The organism is Meiothermus sp. (genome assembly GCF_025056915.1).
Lineage (GTDB): Bacteria > Deinococcota > Deinococci > Deinococcales > Thermaceae > Meiothermus.
The window spans coordinates 16,295-35,663 of record NZ_JANWVH010000012.1 but is presented as its reverse complement, the minus strand read 5'-3'; the positions used below and the strand labels follow the sequence as shown (position 1 = coordinate 35,663).

The window sequence follows — 19,369 nt, the reverse complement described above, 5'->3', positions numbered from 1 at the left end:
GCCCTCATATGGCACAGAACCGGTGAGGGGTGGGGGTGGATGCACGACAGGCGGTTGCTGGTTGAGGGCGTGTGACCCGGATTTCAGAACTCCTCGTCCCACTCCACAATGGTCTCGCTGGTCAGGCCAGGGTTGGGTTTGGCCGCGGCGCTTGCACCGGCAGTGGCCGCGGCTGCGCTCTGGGGCAGGGTGGGGTTGCGGGTGCGCCGCAGGGGGATGCGCTGGTTTTGCAGCAGTCCAAACTGCGCCGCAATGCCGCGCAGGCCAATGGTGGCGAAAATAATCACCAGAAAGACTGTGAGCCCCCAGAACAACTGGGCCACCAGGTTTTGCTGAATGGAGAGGTTGGTGAGGACGCCCAGGAAAGGCAGCCGCCCGTAGCGCGAGTCGGACAGAATCGAACCAATGTAGGAGAGCCCTTCCATCATGGCTGGCAGCAGCAGGAAAAAGAAGGCCAGCCCCAGGAAGCGCCAGTATATATTGCGCCCCCCGAAGGTGAGGGTCAGCAGGTAAAGCGGAAAGAAGGCCAGCATCCCCGCCAGGATGAACAAAAAGGCCCTGGGGATGCCCAGGATGGTTTGCAGCAGCCAGACCTGTACGTCGTGGAAGGTGCCCAGGCTTTGGCCCTCCAGGGCCAGTCCGTTCTCGAGCAGCTCCCCCGAGAGCACCGTAAAGTCGCTGGTGCGCAGGCCCACTGCGTTCTCGGCCTGGGCCAGCACCCGACTGGTGCGGCGCGCCAGCTCGGGCCGCAGGGCTTCCACAACAGGTTGGACGGCCACCTTGTAGCGGGCGTTGACCTGGGCCAGGGTGCGGCGGGCTGCGTCGCTCTGGCCGGTTTCGGCCTGGGCCTGGGCCTCCAGCAAGCGCCCCCGCACCTCGAGCAAGGCCCGCTTCCAGTCGTCAATGCTGTAGATGCCCGCCCCCGAGAGGCTGTCGGCGACCTGTTCAACCTTGCGGCTATCCTTGATCAAGAAGCGCAGGTCGCCCAGCAACTGCTGGTAGGCGTCGTTGGGGGGCTGGGGGGCTGCGGTCTGAACAGGGCGGGCCGCAGGGGCCGGTCTGGGCACAGCCGGAGCAACGGGGCGGGCCGCAGGCTGGGCTGCGGCGGCTCTGGCCGGGGCTGCCTCCTTGGGGGCCGGAGGGGTGCGGGGGGCCTGTAGGCGAACCCCCCCAGAGGCGGGGGGGTTCTGGGCAGTGGTGGGAGGGGTACTTCGCCGCTGGCTTTGGGGAGCCGAGGCCGCTTTAAGAAAGTTCTGGGCCTGGGCCACCAGCCCCTGCACATCGGTTTTGAAGCCGTTCAGGTTGCCGCTGGAGAGCTTGCCCAGCGCATCCACGAACCCCTTGGCGGTGAGGCCCCGGGCCCGGGGCGAGTCCTGGACGATCAGGTAGAGGGCATAGGCCCGGGTGGCCTCGAGGTAGGCCTGCACCGCGCTGGTCTGGGCCTGGGCCCGCTGGAGGGCGTTGGTGATGCCCTGGGCGTAGGTGCGCTCAAACAGGCGCCGCAGGCCGTCCAGGTTGTTGGCGGCGGCCAGGGTCTGGGCCTGGGCCTGCAGGCTGCTGGGCAGCCCGCTGGCCGAGAGCACCTTGGGCAACAGACGGCTGGCGTCGGCGCTGTTGCCTGCCGCCAGGGCGCTGAAATAGTTGTCGTAGAGGGCCTTGCCCATAATGGCCTTGATGATCTGGATGCGGGCCTCGAGGTCGGCGTTGCTGCGGCGGGCCAGGGCCTGACGGGCATCGGCCAGCGACTGCTGCACCCCATCGCGCAGCACCGGGGCTAGATCGCCCGCCCCCTTGCGGAAATCGTCTTCGGCTTTGGTTAGTAGCTCCAGAGCCCGTGCGGGGTTGCTGCTTTGCAGCGAACGCACCTGATCCAGCGTGGGCGCGAGCTGGTCGTACAAGGTGATGGCCGGGGCGGCCCAGGCCACGCTCCACAGAGCGGCTATGGCAAACCAACGCTTCATCGTCTATAACCTCCTAACGCTCCACCACCTGGATGGCCTCAATCTTGCTCATTCGGTACAGCAGTTGCCCCAGATTGGTCTCGTTGCGGGTGAGCACAGCCAGGTAGCCTCGGTCCAGTGGGCGCAGCACCAGCTGAGCTTCGCTGAACACAGTGTAAAACACCCGGTAGCTCCCCTTGCGGTCAAGTAACCGATGCACGGTGTTCAGCAGATCCACCAGGCCGTCAGCATACGCGCCCAGCCGCGCTTCTCGACCATGGGCAGAATCCAGCACCACCGCCAGCACCCCCTCCCCCCGGGCCAGCTCCAGCACCAGGGCCTCGCGGTCTTGCTTGCGTTCCAGAGCCACGTACTCGGTCAGGTCGGTGGTCTCGAGGGTGGGCCGGGTGGGGTCGCGCACCCCCTCGGTGGGAGGGGTCTGGGCCCTGAGCTGTCGAACCAGCTTTTGCAGGCCGGGCGTCAGGCCGCTCACCGGAAGAACGCCCATCAGCTCCCGTTGCAAAGACCCCTCAATCAGCTCTACCCAGCTGCGGGGCCCCAGCAAGTCGGGCGACTGGCCCCGCAGGGCCCGCTTGAGCAGGTTGTGGGCAGCCATAGGCGAGACCACCTGCGACAGGGCCTCGATTATTTTCCGCTCTATGTCGTTCAACTATGCCCTCCAGGGGGTTTTGGGGGGCCGAACCCCATTTGGCCTGAGGAAGATTATAGTGAAGCCCTTGTCAAAACCAGGGTCATCTAGTACCATACCCGTTGCCTGCTTGATCAGGCTTCGTCCTTTGGGGCATCGTCTAACGGCAGGACTACGGATTCTGGCTCCGTCAATCGTGGTTCGAATCCACGTGCCCCAGCCAGATTTATCTCGAAGGTCTGCTTTGGCAGCACCTCGAGGTAAACCCAATCCGGCCCCATCGACTAGCGGTTAGGTCACCGCCCTTTCAAGGCGGCGGCAGGGGTTCGAATCCCCTTGGGGTCACCAGCAAGCCCCCGGTCTGGGCCGGGGGTTTTGTCTTTGAGGGCGCTAATCGCGAAGGTGCATGGCCAGCAGCCTGGGGGGTTTCACCCTTTTTATGAGTCAACCTCTACATCCATCGGAACGTTCTCGCCTGACCCTGGGGAGTGCGCTGGGCCTGTTTATGACCGGAGCCATTGGCGCGGGCGTGGGGGCGGTCATCCCCCAGTGGCAGGCCGAGTTTGGGGTGAGCCGCGAGCTGGCCTGGTATTTCAACCTGTTTTTTGTGGGAGCCTTGCTGGGCATCTTCCTGAGCAGCCGGATGCGCTTTCGCCACCCCTGGCTCTCGTTGGCCCTGGCCGCAGAGGGGCTGGGGCTGCTGCTGATTGCCACCACCCCTCAGGTGGGCGGGGTGTTTGTGGCCGCTTTGTGGCTGGGGCTGGGGGTTGCGGTGGTCAACTTCCACTGCAACGCCCTGCCGCTGGAACTGTATCCCCAGGGCCAGATGGCCCTGCTCAACCGCATCAATGCGGCGTTTGGGGTGGGGGCGGTGCTGGCCCCTTTGCTCATGGTCTGGTTGCCCTGGCGTGCGGGCTACGCGGTGCTGGCGGTGGTGGCCCTGGGGGCGGCGGTGCTTCTGTGGGAAGCGCCGGCCCCTCCCGCCCGCTCGCGGGCCCGCCGGACAAAGGGGCCTTCCCGACTGCTTCCCTTTGTGCTTCTGGCGGTGGTGGCGTATGTGGCGGTGGAGCTGGTGGTCTCGAGCTTCTCCGGCCTGTACTTGCGCCACCTGGGCTACGATGCCCGTCTGGTGGGGCTGCTGCTCTCCTTGTACTGGGTGGGGCTCACGCTGGGGCGCTGGCTCTTGGCCGACTTCATTGCAGCCCATCCGCTGGCCCGGCTGGCCGGGCTGCACCTGGGAGCGTCGCTGGTCGCGCTGTGCTACCTGGCGCCGCCGCTGGCCTGGCTCTTTCCGCTGGTGGGCTTCCTGGTGGCCCCCACCTTTCCCACCCTCTACGCTTTCACCGAACGGCACATCGGCTACGCCGGACTGGCCTTTTTGTTCTACGCGGCGGCGGTAGGGGGCAACCTGATTCCGGCGGCCTTTGCCCTGGTGCCCCGGGAGGCCCTGGCCCTGGGTATGCTTCTGGTGGCGGGCTGGATGGCCGGCACGACCTACCTGCTTTGGAGAAAAAGTGAGGCTCAAAGCCCTTCTATTTGACCTGGACGGCACCCTGGCCGACACCGACCGCCTGCACGAACAGGCCTGGCTCGAGGGCCTGGCGCAGCATGGCCTCCGGGCCGACCACCATTTCTACCAGACCCAGATCAGCGGGGGCCTCAACCCCGAGATTGTGCGGCGGGTGCTGCCCTGGCTCTCCGAGGCCGAGGGCGAGCTGTTTTTAGCGCAAAAAGAGGCCCGTTTCCGCGAGCTGGCCGCCGGGGTAAAGCCGTTGCCGGGGCTGCGAAAGCTGTGGGTCTGGGCTCAAAGCCGGGGTTTGCGAAGGGCGCTGGTCAGCAATGCGCCGAGGGCGAATGCCCGCTTCATGCTCGAGCGGCTTGGGCTGGAGTTCGACCTGGTGGTGCTCTCCGAGGAACTGCCCGCCGGGAAGCCCGACCCGCTGCCCTACCGCACGGCGCTGGCCCAACTGGGCCTCGGCCCGGAGGCGGCCCTGGCCTTCGAGGACTCCCCCTCGGGGGTGCGGGCCGCGGTGGGGGCCGGCCTCCGCACGGTGGCCCTTACCACCGGGCACCGGCCCGAAGCCCTGGCCGGGGCCTTCCTGCACATCGCCGACTTTACCGACGAGCACCTGTGGGCCTGGCTCGAGGGCCACGACCCAGCCGGGCCCTAATAAACCCAGGGAATCAGCTTTTTGACCCGGCGCTGGTAGTCTTTGTACTCGGGGTAACGGCTGGCCAAGAAACGCTCCTCGAGCGCGGCCTTGCGGTCCAGCAAGGCAAAGAGCAACCCGCTCAGGAACAGCGTCCAGGGGTTGAGGTGGGCTAAGCTGCTCCCGATGGCCCACAGCAGCAGCCCGCAGTAGATGGGATGGCGCACCAGTCGGTAAAGCCCCTCCCGTACCAGATACCCCCCCGGCCTGGGCTGGGGCATTGCGGTCAGGTTGCGCCCGAGCTGCCAGGCCGCCAGCAGCAAAAGGCCCAGGCCCACCCAGGCCAGCCCCCGCCCCAGCCCCCCCAGCCAGGGCGGGCTCGAGGCAGGCGTAAGCCACAGGGCCAGCCCCAGCAGGCCCAGCAGGCCAAACTGCCCCACCACATACCACTCGCCCCGCGCGCCGAAGCGCATGAAAACAGGATACCCTGGTCGTGGCACCTCTGATGCCGCCGGAGAGCCGCTCTGGCGCTCCACCATTTGTACAAGTGAACCAACTCGCCTCGCGCGCTAAAGCGTTGTGCGCTTGTCAGCGGGGATTTGTAGCCCTCAGTCGCCGCTTCCGTGCACGTATTGAAGCTCGTACAGCTTGGCGTAGTAGCCGCCCTTTTGCAAAAGCTCCTCGTGGCTGCCCTGCTCCAGCAGCTTGCCCTTGCGGAAGACCAGAATTCGGTCCACGTGGCGAATGGTGGAGAGGCGGTGGGCAATCACGATGGAGGTGCGCCCCTCCATCACCCGCTCCAGGGCCGCCTGAATCTTCTGCTCGGTCTCGGAGTCCACATTGGCGGTGGCCTCGTCCAGAATCAGCAAAATGTCGGGGTTGTGCAGGATGGCCCGGGCCAGGGCCAGCAGTTGCTTCTGCCCGGTAGAAAGGCCGCCCCCCCGCTCGTGCAACACGGTCTGGTAGCCCTGGGGCAGCCGCTCGATAAACGCATCGGCGCCCACGAAGGCGCAGACCTCGCGGATGCGTTCGGAGGGGATGCCATCGTCTCCCAGCCGCAGATTCGACTCAATGGTGCCGCTAAACAGGAACGGGTCTTGCAGCACGATGCCAATGGCCCGGCGCAAATCGCGCTGGGCGTAGTCGCGCACATCCACCCCATCTATCCGGACGGCCCCCTGCTGCACGTCGTAGAAACGGGCAATCAGGCTAATCACGCTGGTCTTGCCCGCGCCGGTGGCCCCCACCAGGGCAATCTTCTCGCCAGGCCGTACCCTGAAGCTTACCCCCCGCAGCACCCAGTCCCAGTCGCCTTCAGGCTCCGAGGGGCCAGAACCCGCCACGCCGGGCCCCTTCCCCTCTGCTTTCACGCCTGCCGTTCCATCGGGTTTGGCCTCCCCACGCTTGCCGTAGGCGAACCAGACGTTTTCAAAGTCAATCTGGCCCTGGAAGCGCTTGACCGGCAGGGCGCCGGGCTGGTCGGCCACTTCCTCTTCGGTGTCCAGGAGGCCAAAAATGCGCTCCGCCGAGGCCATGGCCGCCTGGAAGATGTTGAACTTGTCGGAGAGGTCTTGCAGGGGCTGAAAAAGCTGGCGCACGTAATCGGTGAAGGCCACCAGCAGGCCCAGGGTCAGGGCTTGTTGAATCACCTGCCCACCCCCGTACCACAGCACCAGGGCCACCGTGATTTCGCCCATAAAGCCCACTAAGGGGAAAAACAGGGCAAACCACTTGATGATGTCCACCCAGGCCCGGCGCAGGTCGCTCGAGAGCAGGTTGAACTGGGCCTGGTTTTTGGGTTCTCGCACGAAAAGCTGGGTGGTCTGAACCCCGGCCAGGTTTTCCTGAAGCGAGGCATTCACCTTGGCCAGCCGCAGGCGCATGGCCCGGTAGGCCTCGCGCATTCCGTTGCGAATCCAGGTGGTCACGGCCAGAAAAACCGGCATGATGGCAAAAGCCACCAGGGCCAGCCGCCAGTCCAGCACCAGCATGAAGGTCATCAGGCCCAAAATCAGGGCAAAGTCGGCGATGAGGCCCACCAGCCCGCCGGTGATGAACTGGTTGATGGCATCCACGTCGGAAGTGATGCGGGTCATCAGGCGCCCCACCGGGTTGCGGTCGTAGTAGCCGAGGTGCAGGCGCTGGAGCTTGGCGAAGATTTCCGAGCGCAGGTCGTAGAGGATGTGCTGCCCCACCCAGCTAATCAAGTAGGTCTGGGCGTAGTTGGCAATGAAGTCCACCGCGCGCACCGCCAGAAACAGCGCGCAGATGAGGAGCAGGGTCTCGTAGCGCTGGGCCAGGGGGAGCGCCTCGCGCGGCACGATGGCGTTGTCAATGGCGTACTTGAGGAAAAGCGGGGTCGAGGCGGCGGTGAGGGTACTGACCACCAGGGCCAGCAAGGCCAGCCCCACCTGCTTCCAGTAGGGCCGCACATAGACCAGAATGCGCCGGGCCAGCCGGGCATCAAAACTCTTCTTGAAGGCTTCTTCTTCGTGCATAAGGCTCCGCTGCGGATGGATGGTTGCTTACGGCTGATGGCTTTGTGGAGCGCTAATCCACCTCGGCTTGCAAGCGTTGAATGCGATCCAGCTCGGCATAAATACCTCCCGTGGCCAGCAGCATCTCGTGGGTGCCCTCTTCGGCAATCCTGCCATGCTCCAGCACCACAATCCAGTCGGCGTACTGCAGGGTCGAGGTGCGGTGGCCGATCAGGAGGGTGGTCTGCTGGCCCAGCACGCTTTTCAGGCCGGAAAGAATCCGTGACTCGGTTTCGGTGTCCACAGCGCTCATGGCGTCGTCGAGAATGAGGATGGGCGGCCTGAGCGCCAGGGCCCGGGCCAGGGCGACCCGCTGGCGCTGCCCCCCCGAAAGGGTGACGCCGCGTTCGCCCAGCGAGGTCTGGTAGCCTTTGGGAAAGCTCATGATGTCGTCGTGCACCCCGGCCAGGCGGGCGGCCCACTCGGCCCGCTCGAGGTTCACCTCCGGCAGCCCAAAGCAGATGTTCTCGGCCAGCGTATCGGAGAAGAGAAATGGCTCCTGCGGCACCATACCGACAGCCTGCCGCAGGGTGGCCAGGGGCAGGTCCTTCACGTCGTAGCCCCCAACGCGCACCCCGCCTTCGGTGGGGTCCAGCAGGCGGGGAATCAGGCTTACCAGAAGGCTTTTGCCACTGCCGGTGCGCCCGGTGATGCCCAGGGTGGTGCCCTCGGGGATGGTCAGGGTGATGCCATCCAGCACCTTGCGCCCCCCAAGCTCGAGGCCCACCGCCTCAAACTTGACCTCCCCCCCCAGGACGAAACCATCGGCGACCCGTTTCTCCCCTTGGAGGGGCGGGTCGGTAATCCGGGCAGGCTCGTGCCAGAACTCCTCGAGGCGCTTGTAGCTGGTAGAACCCCGCTGAAAGATGGTCAGGGTCCAGCCCAAACCCACGATGGGCCAGCCCAGCATCATCAGGTAGGCGTTGAACTGCACAAACTGCCCGGCGGTCATCTCACCCCGGATGACCATTCCACCACCCATCCACAGCACAATCAGGGCCGCGAAGCCCATCAAAAGCCCCATCAGGGCCCGCACCGGGCCGTCTACCCGGGTCAGGGCCAGGCTCTTGGCGATGTAGTCTTTATTGAGGGCCTGAAAAGCTTTCAGCTCGCGCTCCTCCAGGGCAAAACCCTTGACGACCCGAATGCCGGAAAAGTTTTCCTGGGCGCGGGTGGAAATCCGGTCGAAGGATTCCTGGCTTTCGCGGTAGCGCAGGTCAATCAGGCGCAGAACGTAGTACATGATGACAAAAATGACCGGGAAGACCACCGACAAAGCCAGGGCCAGCGGCACGCTGACCAGATACATGGACACCACCGCAAACACCACAAACATCAGCAGGCGGCTGCCCATGTTGATCCCGCCCCCCAGCATCTCGCGCACCGCCCCCAGGTCGGTGGTGAACTTGTTCATCAGGTCGCCGATGCGATTCTTGCTGTAAAAATAGTGGTCCAGCGACAGGGCTTTCCAGAACAAATCCATGCGCAGGTCGTGCTCGATGTAGCGACTGGCCACCACCAGGAGCTGCCGGTTGGCCCAGGAAAAAATGGCCGAGGCCACCGCCGCGCCCACAATGGCCCAGACCCAGACCAGGTAGGCCTCGCCAGCCCGGATGGCGTCTATGGCATGGCGCAGGAAGTAAGGCGACAGGGCCGCCACCCCCACCGAGGCAATACCGGCCAGCATGCCCCAGAGGTACTGCGGGCCGTAGCGCCGCAGGTAGGGCATCAGGGCTTTGAGGGGGCCAAAAACTGACTGGTCAGTTCTGAGGGGGGGCTCAACTGTTTGACTGGAGTCCATCTGCACCACTCTATTCCTCCCGAGGGTTTGGAAGCGTGAGCTTTTACAAGTTTGGAGGGGGCTCGAGGTCAGAGGTCTTGCGCAAGCAGAGCGGCGACCTGCCCCCAAGAAGCCTCCAGACCTGTGCTGCGCCAGGGTTTGGGGGGCGGGGCTTTCCGGAGCAGCCGGCGGAGCGGGGCGGGCAGGGGCAGGTAGTCGGCATGATGCACGTACAACAGCCCCCTGACCTTCCCCAGCCTCGAGAGGTAGCGGTGCATACCGGCGACCTCGAGGTCGGTGGGAAGCTCCAGGCCAAGCTCCAGGTAGGCCCCTTCCTGCCGCAGCTCAGCCGGGGCTTTGTCGGCCAGGAAGAGGCTCAACCCGTGCTCGGCCAGCCCGGCCCGAAGCTTTTGAAGCCAGGCTGCATCGGAAAGCAGCATGGGCTGGGCCACCAGCCCAACCAGGCGGGTTCCGGCCTGTTTTGGAGCGGTAAACGAGGGGCTGAGCAGGCGCTTGGTGCGCTCCAGGGCCCGCCGGGCCAGCATGGGGTTGCGGGTCAGGTTCTGGCCAATCTGGGCCGCCAGACCGGCCACCTCCGGCGAGCACTCGGCAGGAACCACCAGCGCCGGGGGCCGCCCCGGCACCAGCTCTTCGAGGGTTGCATCCAGACTCACCAGCCAGGGCGAGGGATTGCCCTTTTGGGCCTCCTGGCCCAGTTGCACATCGGGCAGCAGCAGGTAGTCTACGCCCTGGTTTTTAAGGCTGTAAACCTGGCTCAGCAAGCGGCCAATCGGCTCCGGAAAGGGCAGTTCGAGCAAGGTCTCGGCTGGATGAACAACCTCTACCTCCAGCGCCCGCAGGTAAGGCTCCCAGAAGGGCAGGTAGCGTTCGGAAAGCCAGCCATCTATAACACCTACACGCACCGCACCATCCTATCGCAGATTGGGCCGCCGGCCCCTCTGTTTGCCGGAAAGCCGGGCTTATGTCCTTTTTCCTTCCTCCCTGCGAGCCCTTCGACTTCGAGAAAGCGTTGTCCTGGACAGAACAGTGGCCGCCTATCCAGGCGGCCACGTCTGTGAAGGGCGCGATAAAGGGTGGTCTGGCTACTCCAGGCCCGGCACAAGGTGCCTGGCTTCTTCGGGCGGCTCGGGGGGCGGCCCGTCCTCGAGCTTCGACAGGAACTCGGTGAGAGCCTCGAGGCTCTCAAACTGGTAGAGCTGTCCCAGCGCCTCGTCCTTGAGTACCGCCCACAGGCCGGACGAGTCGTGCCAGAGTTGCAACAGATAGGTTTTGGTTCTCGGCATAGCCACCCCCGTATGGGCCCAAGGGTAGCAGGGCCGTCGTTACAAAACCGTTATGTTTTGGCGAGCTGCCGCACGAAGCTACGCAGGGCGCGGACGCCCAGGCGCAGCGACTCGGGCTCGACCCATTCCTCGGGGGTGTGGGCCCCGCCGCCCCGGTAAACGCTCAGGGTGATGGCCGGGATGCCCGCCTCCACCCCCGCCGAGGCATCGGTGGAGCCAGCGGTGAACTGGGCCTCGAGGCCCACCTCGGCCAGGGCGTTTCGGGCCGCCTCCAGCATGGCCGGGGTGGCCGTGCTGCCCGCCGGACGCTCGCCCAGCACCTCCAACTCCAGCCGGACATTGAAGCGTCGGGCCGCCTCCATCAAAATTTCCTTGACCTGGGCGGATTTCTGGGTCAACACCGAGGCATCCAGGGCCCGCAGGTCGAGTTCGAAGCCCACCTCCTGCGGAATGGCGTTGATGGCCTCGCCGCCCCACAGCCGGCCCACGTTCAGGCTGGTCTGGCTGGGGCGCTCGAGGGCATACATCTGGGCCAGGGCTTGCCCCAGGGCGGGCACCGGCGAGGGGGCCTCGCGGTCGCCCCAGGCATGGCCGCCCGGCCCGCTCAGGCGGGCCCGCATCCGGTAGGAACCCGCCGAGCGGCTCACCACGCCGGGCAGGTAGCCGTCCACCGCAATCATCTGCTGGGGCCGCCGGTGCTTGACCAGCTGCCGGGCCCCCCGCAGGTTGCCCAGCCCCTCCTCGCCCACACTAAACGCCACCGTACAGCCCAGGGCCACCAGTTCATCGGCCAGGGCCATCAAGACCGCCACCCCCGACGAGTTGTCGCCCACCGCCGGGCCATACCAGCGGTTTTGCTCCCGTCGCAGGGTGGTTGGGGTCAGCACGGTGTCCAGATGGGCCACCACCAGCGTGGAACCCTGCCCGGCCCACACATTGCCTTGTTCGTCGGTCTGGGGCTCCAGCCCCTGGGCGCGTAGCCGTCGGGCGACCCAGGCCCCGCGGGCTTGGTCGCCGCCAATTTCGGCAATCTCCCCCAGCAGCAGCACAGGGTCGAGGGTGGCCTTGGTCGCAGGTTCGCTCATCGGGTTTTGATGATACAGGCTTGGTGCTCGGGGTGCAGTGGGAGCGTTACCCTCAACGCACCAGATGCAAGGGGGCCATCGAAGGTCCGATGCCGCAGGCTAGGAAGCCGGTGTCGTGGGCAGCGCCGGGCCTCCGGCAGCCTCCAACCACCGGGCTAGGGATTTCGGCTACACCTGCTCATCGCCCTTTTCCGCCAGACCCTCGCGCAGGGCGTACAGGGCGGCTTGGGTGCGGTTGTTCAGGTGCAGTTTCTGGAAGATGTCGGACAGGCGGTTGCGCACGGTTTTTTCGGAGAGCGAAAGTTCGGTGGCAATCTCGAGGTTGGTATAGCCCTGGGCCACCAGGCGTAAAATTTGCACCTCCCGCTCCGAGAGCTCGGTGTGCGCTTTGGGCGTGGTCTCCTGCTTGGCCTTGAAGTCCTGGATGATCTGCTCGGCCATCTCGGCATCGAGCAGAACCTCGCCCTGGTACACCCGCCGGATGGCCTCCAGCAGTTCCTTGGCGTCGGCATCTTTGAGCATATAGCCCCGCGCTCCGGCCTTGACCGCCTCGAACACGTAGCCGTCCTGGCGGTACATGGTCAGCATAATCACTTTGGCCTGGGGCCACTCCTTGAGGATTTCCTGGGTGGCCTGCACCCCGTCGAGGCCGGGCATCTGAATGTCCATCAGGATGATGTCGGGGTGGGCCTCGAGGGCATGGCGCAGGGCCTCGCGCCCATCCTTGGCCTCGCCCATCACCTTGAAGTCGGGCTCGGCCTCCAGAAGGCTCTTGAGACCCTGTCGAAAGAGGGCGTGGTCGTCGGCGAGCAGGATGCGAATCATTAGAGTGTATTGTACACAGAAGGCTGACACCGGCTGTTGCAAGGTTGCGGCGCCGGTAGCGGGCCGACAAGCCCTGACCCGCATCGGATAGGCTGTGGCTGGGCCCATAGGCTGGCCCCTGGGGAGGAAGTGGATGAACGGCTGGTGGCTGCTTTTGCTGGCGATTATCTCGGAGGTGATTGGCTCAACCGCCCTCAAAGCCTCGCAGGGCTTTACCAGGCTGCTGCCCTCGGTGGTGGTGGTGCTGGGCTACGGGCTGGCCTTCTATTTTCTCAGCCTGACCCTCAAGACCCTTCCCCTCAACACCGCCTATGCGGTCTGGTCGGGGCTGGGCACGGCCCTGATTGCGGTGCTGGGCTGGTTGATGCTCAAGGAGCCCATGAACAGCGCCATTGCCCTGGGCATAGCGCTGATTATTGTGGGGGTGGTGATTTTGAACCTGGCCTCGAGGCCCTGATCCCCAGCCCCCACCTTGCTTCCAATCACATCCCTCTGGGCTGCCCGGTCGCCCCCAGCACCTGCTGCCAGAGTTCGCTCTGGGGGTCAATCTGCTTGCGCTTTTGCGTGGCCAGGGCGATGGGCACATGGGTGAAGTGCTGGTTCCAGTAACCGACCATCATGTCGGTGCGCCCGCTCATGCCCGCGTGAACCGCGTGTTGTCCCAGGGCCAGACAGTACTCCGAGTCCACCGCGTTGGCCGGTACGCTGCGAATGATGTAGCTGGGGTCAATGTATTTGATGGTGGTTTCCAGGCCCTTCCGGTCAAAGTGACGCCCGATGGCCTCCTTCAGGAAAAGCCCGATGTCCTTGAGTTTGACGTTGCCCGAAGCGTCCCTGGTCACTTCGCCTTCGATCAAGTCCTGACCGGCCCCTTCGGCCAGGGCGATGACCGCGTGGTGGCGGGTCAGGAGGCGCTCTTCCAAAGCCGCCAGGAAGCCCTCCAGGCTAAAGGGCACCTCGGGCACCAGACAGAAATTCACGTCGGCGTTGGCCAGGGTGGCGTGGGCGGTGATAAAGCCGCTGTGGCGACCCATCAGCTTGACCAGCCCAATGCCGTTGTAGGCTCCCCGGGCCTCGGCGTGGGCGGCCTCCAAGGCCCTGGTGGCCTCCTCGACGGCAGTGGCCACGCCAAAGCTGCGCTCAATCCACTCGATGTCGTTGTCTATGGTTTTGGGGATGCCAATCACGCTGATGGCCAGGTTTCGCTTCTGGATCTCCTGAACCAGGGCCGAGGCCCCGCGCAGGGTTCCATCGCCGCCCACCGCAAACAGGATGTGCACCCCCAGTTGCTGCAAGCGCTCGATCATGTCGGCGGGTTCCTGGGGGCCTCTGGAGGAACCCAGCAGGGTGCCGCCGTCGTCGTGGATGTCCTGTACCAGCTCGGGGGTCAGGAGCAGGGGCTCGATGCCCTGGCTGGCGGCCAGCCCGGCATAGCCATAGCGGAACCCATAGATGCGCTTCACCCCGTAGCTGTAGCTGAGGGTCATCACCACCGAACGAATCACATCGTTCAGGCCGGGGCAAAGCCCGCCACAGGTCACGATGCCGCAGGCAATTTCGGTAGGGTTGAAGAAAATCTGGCGGCGGGGGCCGGCCAGCTCGAACGTGGCGGGGGGGCTTTGCAGCTCGTCCAGCATGGAAGCCAGCAGCACCCGGCTCCCATCCTCCACGAACACATCCCGCTGGCTTTGCAGGGGGTTCGGATGGCGAGCTGGGCCCAGGATGGAAATCTGAGTGTTGAGCATGCCGCCTTGCACAGTGGCCATCTTATCCGTCGGCTGGGGTTCTTGGGCAAGGGTCTAAAGCCATCGCAGGCTTTTGCGGCCAAAGCGCTTTTCAGACAGGGGGAGCCGTTCGAGTTCGTGCCGAACAGGGCAGTGGCCTGTATGGGCGACCACGGCTCTGAAGTGCGCTTTAAGCCCTTAATCCAGTCAACCCCCTCGCCCCCAACCGCCTGCGATCGCCACGCTCCTTTGCCCAAGGAAGCAGAACAGCCCCAAGGCCCTTGCCGCGAGACTTCAAACAGGCGAGCAGGCGGGGCATGACGGGGCTCCTTCCACAAAAAGCCCAGCTCTCTGGTGAGCCTGACAGCCTCGTTGTACCCTGAAATCATGCCTCATCCCGGCTCGAGGGAAAGCCTGGGGGTTTTGCTGGTGGATGACCACAGGGTGGTGCGCCAGGGGTTGCGGATGTTTCTGGCCACCGATGAGGGGCTTCATGTGGTGGGCGAGGCCGAAAACGGCCAGGAAGCCCTGGAGAAGGTGGCCGCACTGCACCCCGACGTGGTGCTGATGGACTTGCTGATGCCGGTGATGGACGGGTTGAGTGCAACCCGCCAGATTAAAGCACGCTTTCCCGAAGTGGAGGTGATTGCCCTGACCAGCGCGCTGGACGAACGCCTGGTGACCGAGGCCATTCACGCGGGCGCCAGTGGCTATCTGCTCAAAGATGCCCACCCCGAGGAGCTGGTGGAGGCCATTCATGCGGCAGGCCGGGGTGAGGTGCGGCTGCACCCGGAGGCGGCCAAACGGCTGGCTAAAGAGGTGCGCACCGCTGAAATGCGCGAAGCCCTGACCCCCAGGGAGACCGAAATCCTGCGGTTGGTAGCGCGCGGGCTGTCCAACAAGCGCATCGCCCAGCAACTCAACTTGTCCGAGCTGACCGTCAAGACCCACGTTTCCAACCTGCTCTCCAAACTGGGGCTGTCCTCGCGCACCCAGGCCGCCCTGTTCGCCATGCGGGAGGGGCTGATCGGGCTTGAGTGACTTTTTGCACCGGCTCGACTCCAAGGCCCTGGCGGGGTTTCTGGAGGCCACCCGCGACGCCATCCTGATCGCCTCGGTACAAGGCAGGCTGGAGTACGCCAACCGGGCGGCCCAGGACTTGCTGGGATATAGCCTCGAGGAGCTGCAAGCCAGGGACATCCTGGACTGGATTGCGCCGCCCTACCGCGAGTGGGTGGCCGAGCGCATCCGGCAGAACCGCATTGACCCGCCCGGCATCTTCGAGATAGCCCTGGTTCGAAAGGATGGAAGCTGGCGGTACGTGCGCTACTCCTTCTTGTACCTGGAGATTGAGGGCCAGATGTACGGAGCGGCCATTGCCCACGACCTCACCGAGACCCGCCAGACCCTGCGTCGCCTGGAAGCGCTCTACCAGGCCGACGAAAAGCTTTATGCCTCGCTCGAGCTCGATGAGGTCTTGCAGGCGCTGGCAGATGTGTGTGTGGATCTGCTGGGGGCCGACAAGAGCTGCATCCTGATCTGGGACGAGACCCACCAGCACCTCATCACCCGCGCCCAGCGGGGGTTTACCTCGCCCTTTGTGCGGGTCATGAACGAGTATGCCGGGCACGGCCTGCTGGCCTACGCGGCCCAGAGTGGCGAGACGGTGGTGGTTCAGGACACCCATCAGGATGAACGGGTAGCCCGCCACGTGACCGACCCCGAGGGCATCCGGGCCTTTATGCACATCCCAATACGCCTCGATGGCGAGGTGTTTGGGGTTTTCAGCGTGAATAACTTACGCCCCCACAGCCTGGGCCCCGACGAGCAGCGGGCCTTTACCTCGCTGGCCCGGCGGGCCGCCGTGGCCATTCGCAACGCCCGCCTCTACGCCCAGGCCCAGGGCCAGGCGGCCCTCGAGGAGCGGCAGAAGCTGGCCCGCAACCTCCACGACTCGGTTTCACAGGCCATCTACGGCATCGTGCTGGGGGTACGCACCGCCAAAACCCAGCTGGCCCGCAACCCCGAACAGGCCCCGGCTGCTCTGGACTTTGTGCTGAACCTGGCCGAGGGGGCCATGGCCGAGATGCGGGCCCTGATTTTTGAATTGCGCCCGGAGTCCTTACGGCAAGAAGGGCTGGTCGCGGCCCTCTCCAAGCAAGCGGCGGCCCTGCGGGCGCGGCACGGCCTCTCCCTCGAGGCCGACCTCGGCCCCGAGCCCGCTTTGGGCCTGGAAGCCAAGGAAGCCCTCTACCGCGTGGCCCAGGAAGCCCTCCACAACATCGTCAAACATGCCAAAGCCCGCAAGGTGCACCTGGGCTTGCATCAGGAAAACGGTACGGTGCGGCTCGAGGTTCGCGACGATGGGGTGGGTTTTGATAGCCAGCGGGCGTATCCGGGCCATCTGGGCCTGGTTTCCATGCGGGAGCGCCTCGAGCGCTTGGGGGGTCGCTGCTGGATCGAAAGCTGCCCCGGAGCAGGCACTACGGTGCGGGCGGTGCTTCCTCTGGAGAATCCAGCTGCTTGATGCAAGCCACCGCTGGGGGGCCTTGTCCTCCGGCAAAAGTAGTAGTGTAAAAAAGTGCAGGTGTTGCTGTGGCATTTGCTGGCCGCCACCCTGATTGGGTTTGCGGTGGGCCTCGAGCGCGAGCGGGCCAAAGTGGAGCGCCAGGGCTCGGCCATCGGGGGGGTGCGTACCTTCACCCTGCTGGGCTTGCTGGGGGGGGTCAGCGCCCTGGGGCCAAACCTGTGGCTGCCGGCGGCGGGGCTGTTGGCGGTGGCCGGGCTGGCGGTGTACTCCCTCAAAAACAGCCGCGATGCCACCAGCCAGGTGGCCGCCCTGACCGTGTATGTGCTGGGGGTGCTGTGCGGGCTGGGCACGGTGCTGCCGGCCCTGTTTGCAGGGGCCTTGTTGCTGGGGTTTCTGGCCTTTCACGACGAGCTGCACGCTTTTGCAGGGGGCATCCAGCGGAGTGAGGTCGAGGCGGCGGTTTTGCTGGCCTTGCTGCTGGGGGTGGTCTACCCGCTGCTGCCCGATGCCAACTACGGCCCCTATGGGGTCTGGAACCCCCGCGAAATCTGGCAGGTGGTTCTGCTGGTGGCGGGGGTCAACTTCGTGGGTTACCTGGCCTTGCGCTTGCTGGGTTCCAAAGGCTTGTGGGCAGCGGCCTTGCTGGGCGGCCTGGTCTCTTCTACCGCCGTCACCCTTTCGATGGTGGCCCAAAGCCGAGCCAACCCCAGCCAGAACCTGCTCTGGGCCGGTGGGGCCGTGTTGTCTTCGCAGATGATGCTGGGCCGGATTCTGGTGTGGAGCGCCACCGCCCCGGCCCTCTTGCAGGTGCTCTGGCTCCCCATGCTGGTGTGGCTGCTCTGGGGATTGCTGATGGCGGCCTGGCTGGCCCGGCGGGATCGGGGGGTGTCGGAAAGCGTGCCGGTGCAAAACCCCCTACAGCTCCAGAGCGCTCTGCTCTTTGCCGGGGTCTATGCGCTGGTCAAGCTCTTGACCCGAGGGGGCCTCGAGGTCTTCGGGAATGCGGGGGTTTATGTGGTCAGCGCCCTTTCGGGCGTGGCCGATGTGGACGCCATCTCGCTCTCGCTGGCGCGACTTGCGGGCAATGGAGAGCTGCTCTTGCAGGTGGCGTCCATTGCCATCCTGACCGCCGCTCTGAGCAACACCGTGTTCAAAACCGCGCTGTCGTTTGGAGCCAGGGGACTGGGCCTTTACGTGGCGCTGGGGCTACTGCCGGGTGGGTTGCTGGCTTTGCTGGTGGTGCTGGCCCGTTGAGGGCTGGGGACGGCTGGTCACTTCCCAAAGCGCCGCTCGCGCTTCTGGTAGTCGCGCACCGCCCTCAGGAAGTCCACCTTGCGGAAGGCAGGCCAGAAGGCATCGAAGAAGTAATACTCGCTGTAGGCAGCCTGCCAGAGCAAAAAGCCCGAGAGCCGGATCTCGCCCGAGGTACGAATGATGAAGTCGGGGTCGGGGACGCCAGCGGTGTAGAGCCGCTCGGAGATGTGTTCCATGTCCAGCTCGGCGGCCAGCTCCTCCGGCGACTTGCCGGTTTTGGCGGCCTCGAGCAAGAGCTGCTTAACCGCATCCACAATCTCTTCCCGCCCGCCATAGCCCATGGCAATGTTGAGGAGCATCCCGCTATGGTGCTCGGTGGCTTTTTCCAGCTCCTCCAGGGCCTCGAGTACCTTGGGTGGAAAGCGGTCGTGCCGCCCAATCACCTTGACCCGCACCTCGTTGGCGTGGATGCGGGGGTCTTGGGCCATGCGTTTGGCCTCCTGAACAAAGAGGCGCATCAGGGTTTCCACCTCGGTCTGGCTGCGATTGAAGTTATCGGTGGAAAAGACCCAGATGGTCACGGTGGGAATTTTCAGCTCCAGGCACCACTCCAGCACCTCGTAGGCTTTCTGTACCCCGAATTCGTGGCCCTGGTGGCCCTCGAGGCCCAGCTCTCGGGCAAAACGGCGGTTGCCATCCAGAATCAGGCCCAGGTGCCTGGGCGCGTGGCCCTGGCGAACCTCGGCCTCGACCCGTTTCTCATACCACCAGTAAAGCGGCTTGAGCAGAGTGCCAAAAAGCTGCACCAGTTGATGTCGAATCGAACCTTTGCGAACGCGCACCGGTGATGTTGCCGCCATGGGCCACCTCAAGCTACCTATCTTAGCGGGTCATTTGTCGATTGGATGTGCAAGTTTTGCGCCGTAGAGCTTATCGCCCAATCCACGAGGTGGATTCGCCATTGGAGGCATCTGCGCTTGCTTCCTTCGCTCGCCCGAGGAATGCCGGTTTCAGCGAAGCAGGCGATCCACCGTAATCAGAAAGCTCATCACGAAGCTGCCATGTTGGGGGCTGGTCATCTGGATGTTCTTCCCCTCTAGGGTCAGGCGGGTGGGGGTCAGGGCGGTGATGGTCACGTTCCCGCTGCCGCCCCAGCTTTGGCGGTTGTTGGGGTTGCGGTCGTCCACATAGCTCAGGGTGCCCTGCACCTGGGCGTGCAAAGGGTCGCCAATCCGGTAGGTCTGCCCTTGTTTCAGAGGCCCTTTGAGATCAAGCGAAAGAATGCGCGGCGCATAGGGGGGTGGATTGGAGTTGGGGTCGGCAAAAAAGTGCAGGCTCACGCGAGCCGAGTCTTTGAACACCTCCCCCATTACCCGAATCTGAGGCTTGGCGGGCAACCGGCCCAGGTTCAGTCCACGCACCTCAAGCCGGAAGCTGCCGCCGGTGGCCGGGGTAAGCCCGGTTTGGGCCAGCGCCAAGGCGGCCAGCATGAGGCCCAAGCCCCACCATCTGGTCATGCTTCCAGCAAAACAGAGCACACCCTGAGGGAGATGAAAGGTCTGTGGAGGCTTCTTGATGTTGCGGGGCCTAG

The 19,369-nt window shown here is 64.8% G+C and carries 18 protein-coding genes and 2 tRNA genes; 8 read left to right on the top strand and 12 right to left on the bottom strand.

The window, feature by feature from the left end; all coding sequences use genetic code 11:
• Positions 1-83: 83 nt before the first annotated feature.
• Positions 84-1,961, bottom strand: a complete 1,878-nt coding sequence (locus NZN28_RS03565) for a hypothetical protein (RefSeq protein WP_295395399.1) — start codon at positions 1,959-1,961, stop codon at positions 84-86.
• 13 nt (positions 1,962-1,974) lie between these two features.
• Positions 1,975-2,610, bottom strand: coding sequence for a hypothetical protein (locus NZN28_RS03560; protein ID WP_295395398.1), 636 nt, complete (start codon positions 2,608-2,610; stop codon positions 1,975-1,977).
• A 128-nt stretch (positions 2,611-2,738) separates the two neighbouring features.
• Here NZN28_RS03560 and NZN28_RS03555 point away from each other — a divergent pair.
• The 4 genes from NZN28_RS03555 to NZN28_RS03540 all read left to right on the top strand — a co-directional run bounded on the left by NZN28_RS03555 (position 2,739) and on the right by NZN28_RS03540 (position 4,760).
• A tRNA-Gln gene (locus NZN28_RS03555) sits at positions 2,739-2,812 on the top strand.
• A 50-nt stretch (positions 2,813-2,862) separates the two neighbouring features.
• Positions 2,863-2,937, top strand: a tRNA-Glu gene (locus NZN28_RS03550).
• 91 nt (positions 2,938-3,028) lie between these two features.
• Positions 3,029-4,129 carry a sugar MFS transporter gene (locus tag NZN28_RS03545; RefSeq protein ID WP_295395397.1) on the top strand — a complete coding sequence of 367 codons (1,101 nt, stop codon included), beginning with the start codon at positions 3,029-3,031 and terminating at the stop codon, positions 4,127-4,129.
• Positions 4,104-4,760, top strand: a complete 657-nt coding sequence (locus NZN28_RS03540) for an HAD family phosphatase (RefSeq protein WP_295395396.1) — start codon at positions 4,104-4,106, stop codon at positions 4,758-4,760. Before NZN28_RS03545 ends, NZN28_RS03540 begins: the two co-directional genes overlap by 26 nt.
• Here the strand turns inward: NZN28_RS03540 and NZN28_RS03535 are convergent.
• From NZN28_RS03535 to NZN28_RS03505, 7 genes are all read right to left on the bottom strand, one after another.
• Positions 4,757-5,212: an isoprenylcysteine carboxylmethyltransferase family protein gene (locus NZN28_RS03535; RefSeq protein ID WP_295395395.1), complete on the bottom strand. Its 456-nt coding sequence runs from the start codon at positions 5,210-5,212 to the stop codon at positions 4,757-4,759. The two genes, NZN28_RS03540 and NZN28_RS03535, sit on opposite strands and share 4 nt — an antisense overlap.
• Positions 5,213-5,347: 135 nt before the next feature.
• On the bottom strand, positions 5,348-7,237 hold the full coding sequence (locus NZN28_RS03530) for an ABC transporter ATP-binding protein (RefSeq protein ID WP_295395394.1): 1,890 nt from the start codon (positions 7,235-7,237) through the stop codon (positions 5,348-5,350).
• 52 nt (positions 7,238-7,289) lie between these two features.
• Complete coding sequence (locus NZN28_RS03525; RefSeq protein WP_295395393.1) at positions 7,290-9,005, bottom strand: ABC transporter ATP-binding protein; 1,716 nt, start codon at positions 9,003-9,005, stop codon at positions 7,290-7,292.
• Positions 9,006-9,145: 140 nt separating this feature from the next.
• A complete protein-coding gene (locus tag NZN28_RS03520) occupies positions 9,146-9,979 on the bottom strand; it encodes a hypothetical protein (protein ID WP_295395392.1) in 834 nt (277 codons plus the stop codon).
• A gap of 180 nt (positions 9,980-10,159) precedes the next feature.
• On the bottom strand, positions 10,160-10,360 hold the full coding sequence (locus NZN28_RS03515) for a hypothetical protein (protein ID WP_295395391.1): 201 nt from the start codon (positions 10,358-10,360) through the stop codon (positions 10,160-10,162).
• A gap of 50 nt (positions 10,361-10,410) precedes the next feature.
• Positions 10,411-11,445 (bottom strand): M20/M25/M40 family metallo-hydrolase, encoded by a 1,035-nt coding sequence (locus NZN28_RS03510; RefSeq protein WP_295395390.1) that lies wholly within the window; start codon positions 11,443-11,445, stop codon positions 10,411-10,413.
• 168 nt (positions 11,446-11,613) lie between these two features.
• On the bottom strand, positions 11,614-12,270 hold the full coding sequence (locus tag NZN28_RS03505; RefSeq protein ID WP_295395389.1) for a response regulator transcription factor: 657 nt from the start codon (positions 12,268-12,270) through the stop codon (positions 11,614-11,616).
• A 133-nt stretch (positions 12,271-12,403) separates the two neighbouring features.
• On the opposite strand from NZN28_RS03505, the gene NZN28_RS03500 reads away from it, so the two are divergent.
• Positions 12,404-12,727, top strand: coding sequence for a multidrug efflux SMR transporter (locus tag NZN28_RS03500; RefSeq protein WP_295395388.1), 324 nt, complete (start codon positions 12,404-12,406; stop codon positions 12,725-12,727).
• 25 nt (positions 12,728-12,752) lie between these two features.
• On the opposite strand, the gene NZN28_RS03495 is transcribed toward NZN28_RS03500, so the two are convergent.
• Complete coding sequence (locus NZN28_RS03495) at positions 12,753-14,036, bottom strand: ATP-dependent 6-phosphofructokinase (RefSeq protein WP_295395387.1); 1,284 nt, start codon at positions 14,034-14,036, stop codon at positions 12,753-12,755.
• Positions 14,037-14,381: 345 nt separating this feature from the next.
• Here NZN28_RS03495 and NZN28_RS03490 point away from each other — a divergent pair, with 345 nt between their 5' ends.
• Genes NZN28_RS03490 through NZN28_RS03480 form a run of 3 tightly spaced genes read left to right on the top strand, consistent with a single transcriptional unit; the run spans position 14,382 to position 17,778 of the window.
• On the top strand, positions 14,382-15,035 hold the full coding sequence (locus NZN28_RS03490; RefSeq protein ID WP_295395386.1) for a response regulator transcription factor: 654 nt from the start codon (positions 14,382-14,384) through the stop codon (positions 15,033-15,035).
• Positions 15,028-16,521 (top strand): GAF domain-containing protein, encoded by a 1,494-nt coding sequence (locus tag NZN28_RS03485; RefSeq protein WP_295395385.1) that lies wholly within the window; start codon positions 15,028-15,030, stop codon positions 16,519-16,521. The genes NZN28_RS03490 and NZN28_RS03485 overlap by 8 nt, the downstream gene beginning before the upstream one ends.
• 54 nt (positions 16,522-16,575) lie before the next feature.
• Positions 16,576-17,778, top strand: coding sequence for an MgtC/SapB family protein (locus NZN28_RS03480; protein ID WP_295395384.1), 1,203 nt, complete (start codon positions 16,576-16,578; stop codon positions 17,776-17,778).
• A 17-nt stretch (positions 17,779-17,795) separates the two neighbouring features.
• On the opposite strand, the gene NZN28_RS03475 is transcribed toward NZN28_RS03480, so the two are convergent.
• Together NZN28_RS03475 and NZN28_RS03470 are read right to left on the bottom strand one after the other, a co-directional pair.
• Entirely contained in the window at positions 17,796-18,638 is an 843-nt protein-coding gene (locus tag NZN28_RS03475; protein ID WP_295395383.1) for an isoprenyl transferase, read from the bottom strand.
• Positions 18,639-18,788: 150 nt separating this feature from the next.
• A complete protein-coding gene (locus NZN28_RS03470; protein ID WP_295395382.1) occupies positions 18,789-19,295 on the bottom strand; it encodes a hypothetical protein in 507 nt (168 codons plus the stop codon).
• Positions 19,296-19,369 lie beyond the last annotated feature (74 nt).

Excerpts from the sequence above, each read along its gene's own strand:
- NZN28_RS03565 (WP_295395399.1), bottom strand. The coding sequence starts at position 1,961 with ATGAAGCGTTGGTTTGCCATAGCCGCTCTGTGGAGCGTGGCCTGGGCC.
- NZN28_RS03545 (WP_295395397.1), top strand. The coding sequence starts at position 3,029 with ATGAGTCAACCTCTACATCCATCGGAACGTTCTCGCCTGACCCTGGGG.
- NZN28_RS03535 (WP_295395395.1), bottom strand. The coding sequence starts at position 5,212 with ATGCGCTTCGGCGCGCGGGGCGAGTGGTATGTGGTGGGGCAGTTTGGC.
- NZN28_RS03530 (WP_295395394.1), bottom strand. The coding sequence starts at position 7,237 with ATGCACGAAGAAGAAGCCTTCAAGAAGAGTTTTGATGCCCGGCTGGCC.
- NZN28_RS03525 (WP_295395393.1), bottom strand. The coding sequence starts at position 9,005 with ATGCCCTACCTGCGGCGCTACGGCCCGCAGTACCTCTGGGGCATGCTG.
- NZN28_RS03515 (WP_295395391.1), bottom strand. The coding sequence starts at position 10,360 with ATGCCGAGAACCAAAACCTATCTGTTGCAACTCTGGCACGACTCGTCC.
- NZN28_RS03510 (WP_295395390.1), bottom strand. The coding sequence starts at position 11,445 with ATGAGCGAACCTGCGACCAAGGCCACCCTCGACCCTGTGCTGCTGCTG.
- NZN28_RS03505 (WP_295395389.1), bottom strand. The coding sequence starts at position 12,270 with ATGATTCGCATCCTGCTCGCCGACGACCACGCCCTCTTTCGACAGGGT.
- NZN28_RS03500 (WP_295395388.1), top strand. The coding sequence starts at position 12,404 with ATGAACGGCTGGTGGCTGCTTTTGCTGGCGATTATCTCGGAGGTGATT.
- NZN28_RS03495 (WP_295395387.1), bottom strand. The coding sequence starts at position 14,036 with ATGGCCACTGTGCAAGGCGGCATGCTCAACACTCAGATTTCCATCCTG.
- NZN28_RS03490 (WP_295395386.1), top strand. The coding sequence starts at position 14,382 with ATGCCTCATCCCGGCTCGAGGGAAAGCCTGGGGGTTTTGCTGGTGGAT.
- NZN28_RS03475 (WP_295395383.1), bottom strand. The coding sequence starts at position 18,638 with ATGGCGGCAACATCACCGGTGCGCGTTCGCAAAGGTTCGATTCGACAT.
- NZN28_RS03470 (WP_295395382.1), bottom strand. The coding sequence starts at position 19,295 with ATGACCAGATGGTGGGGCTTGGGCCTCATGCTGGCCGCCTTGGCGCTG.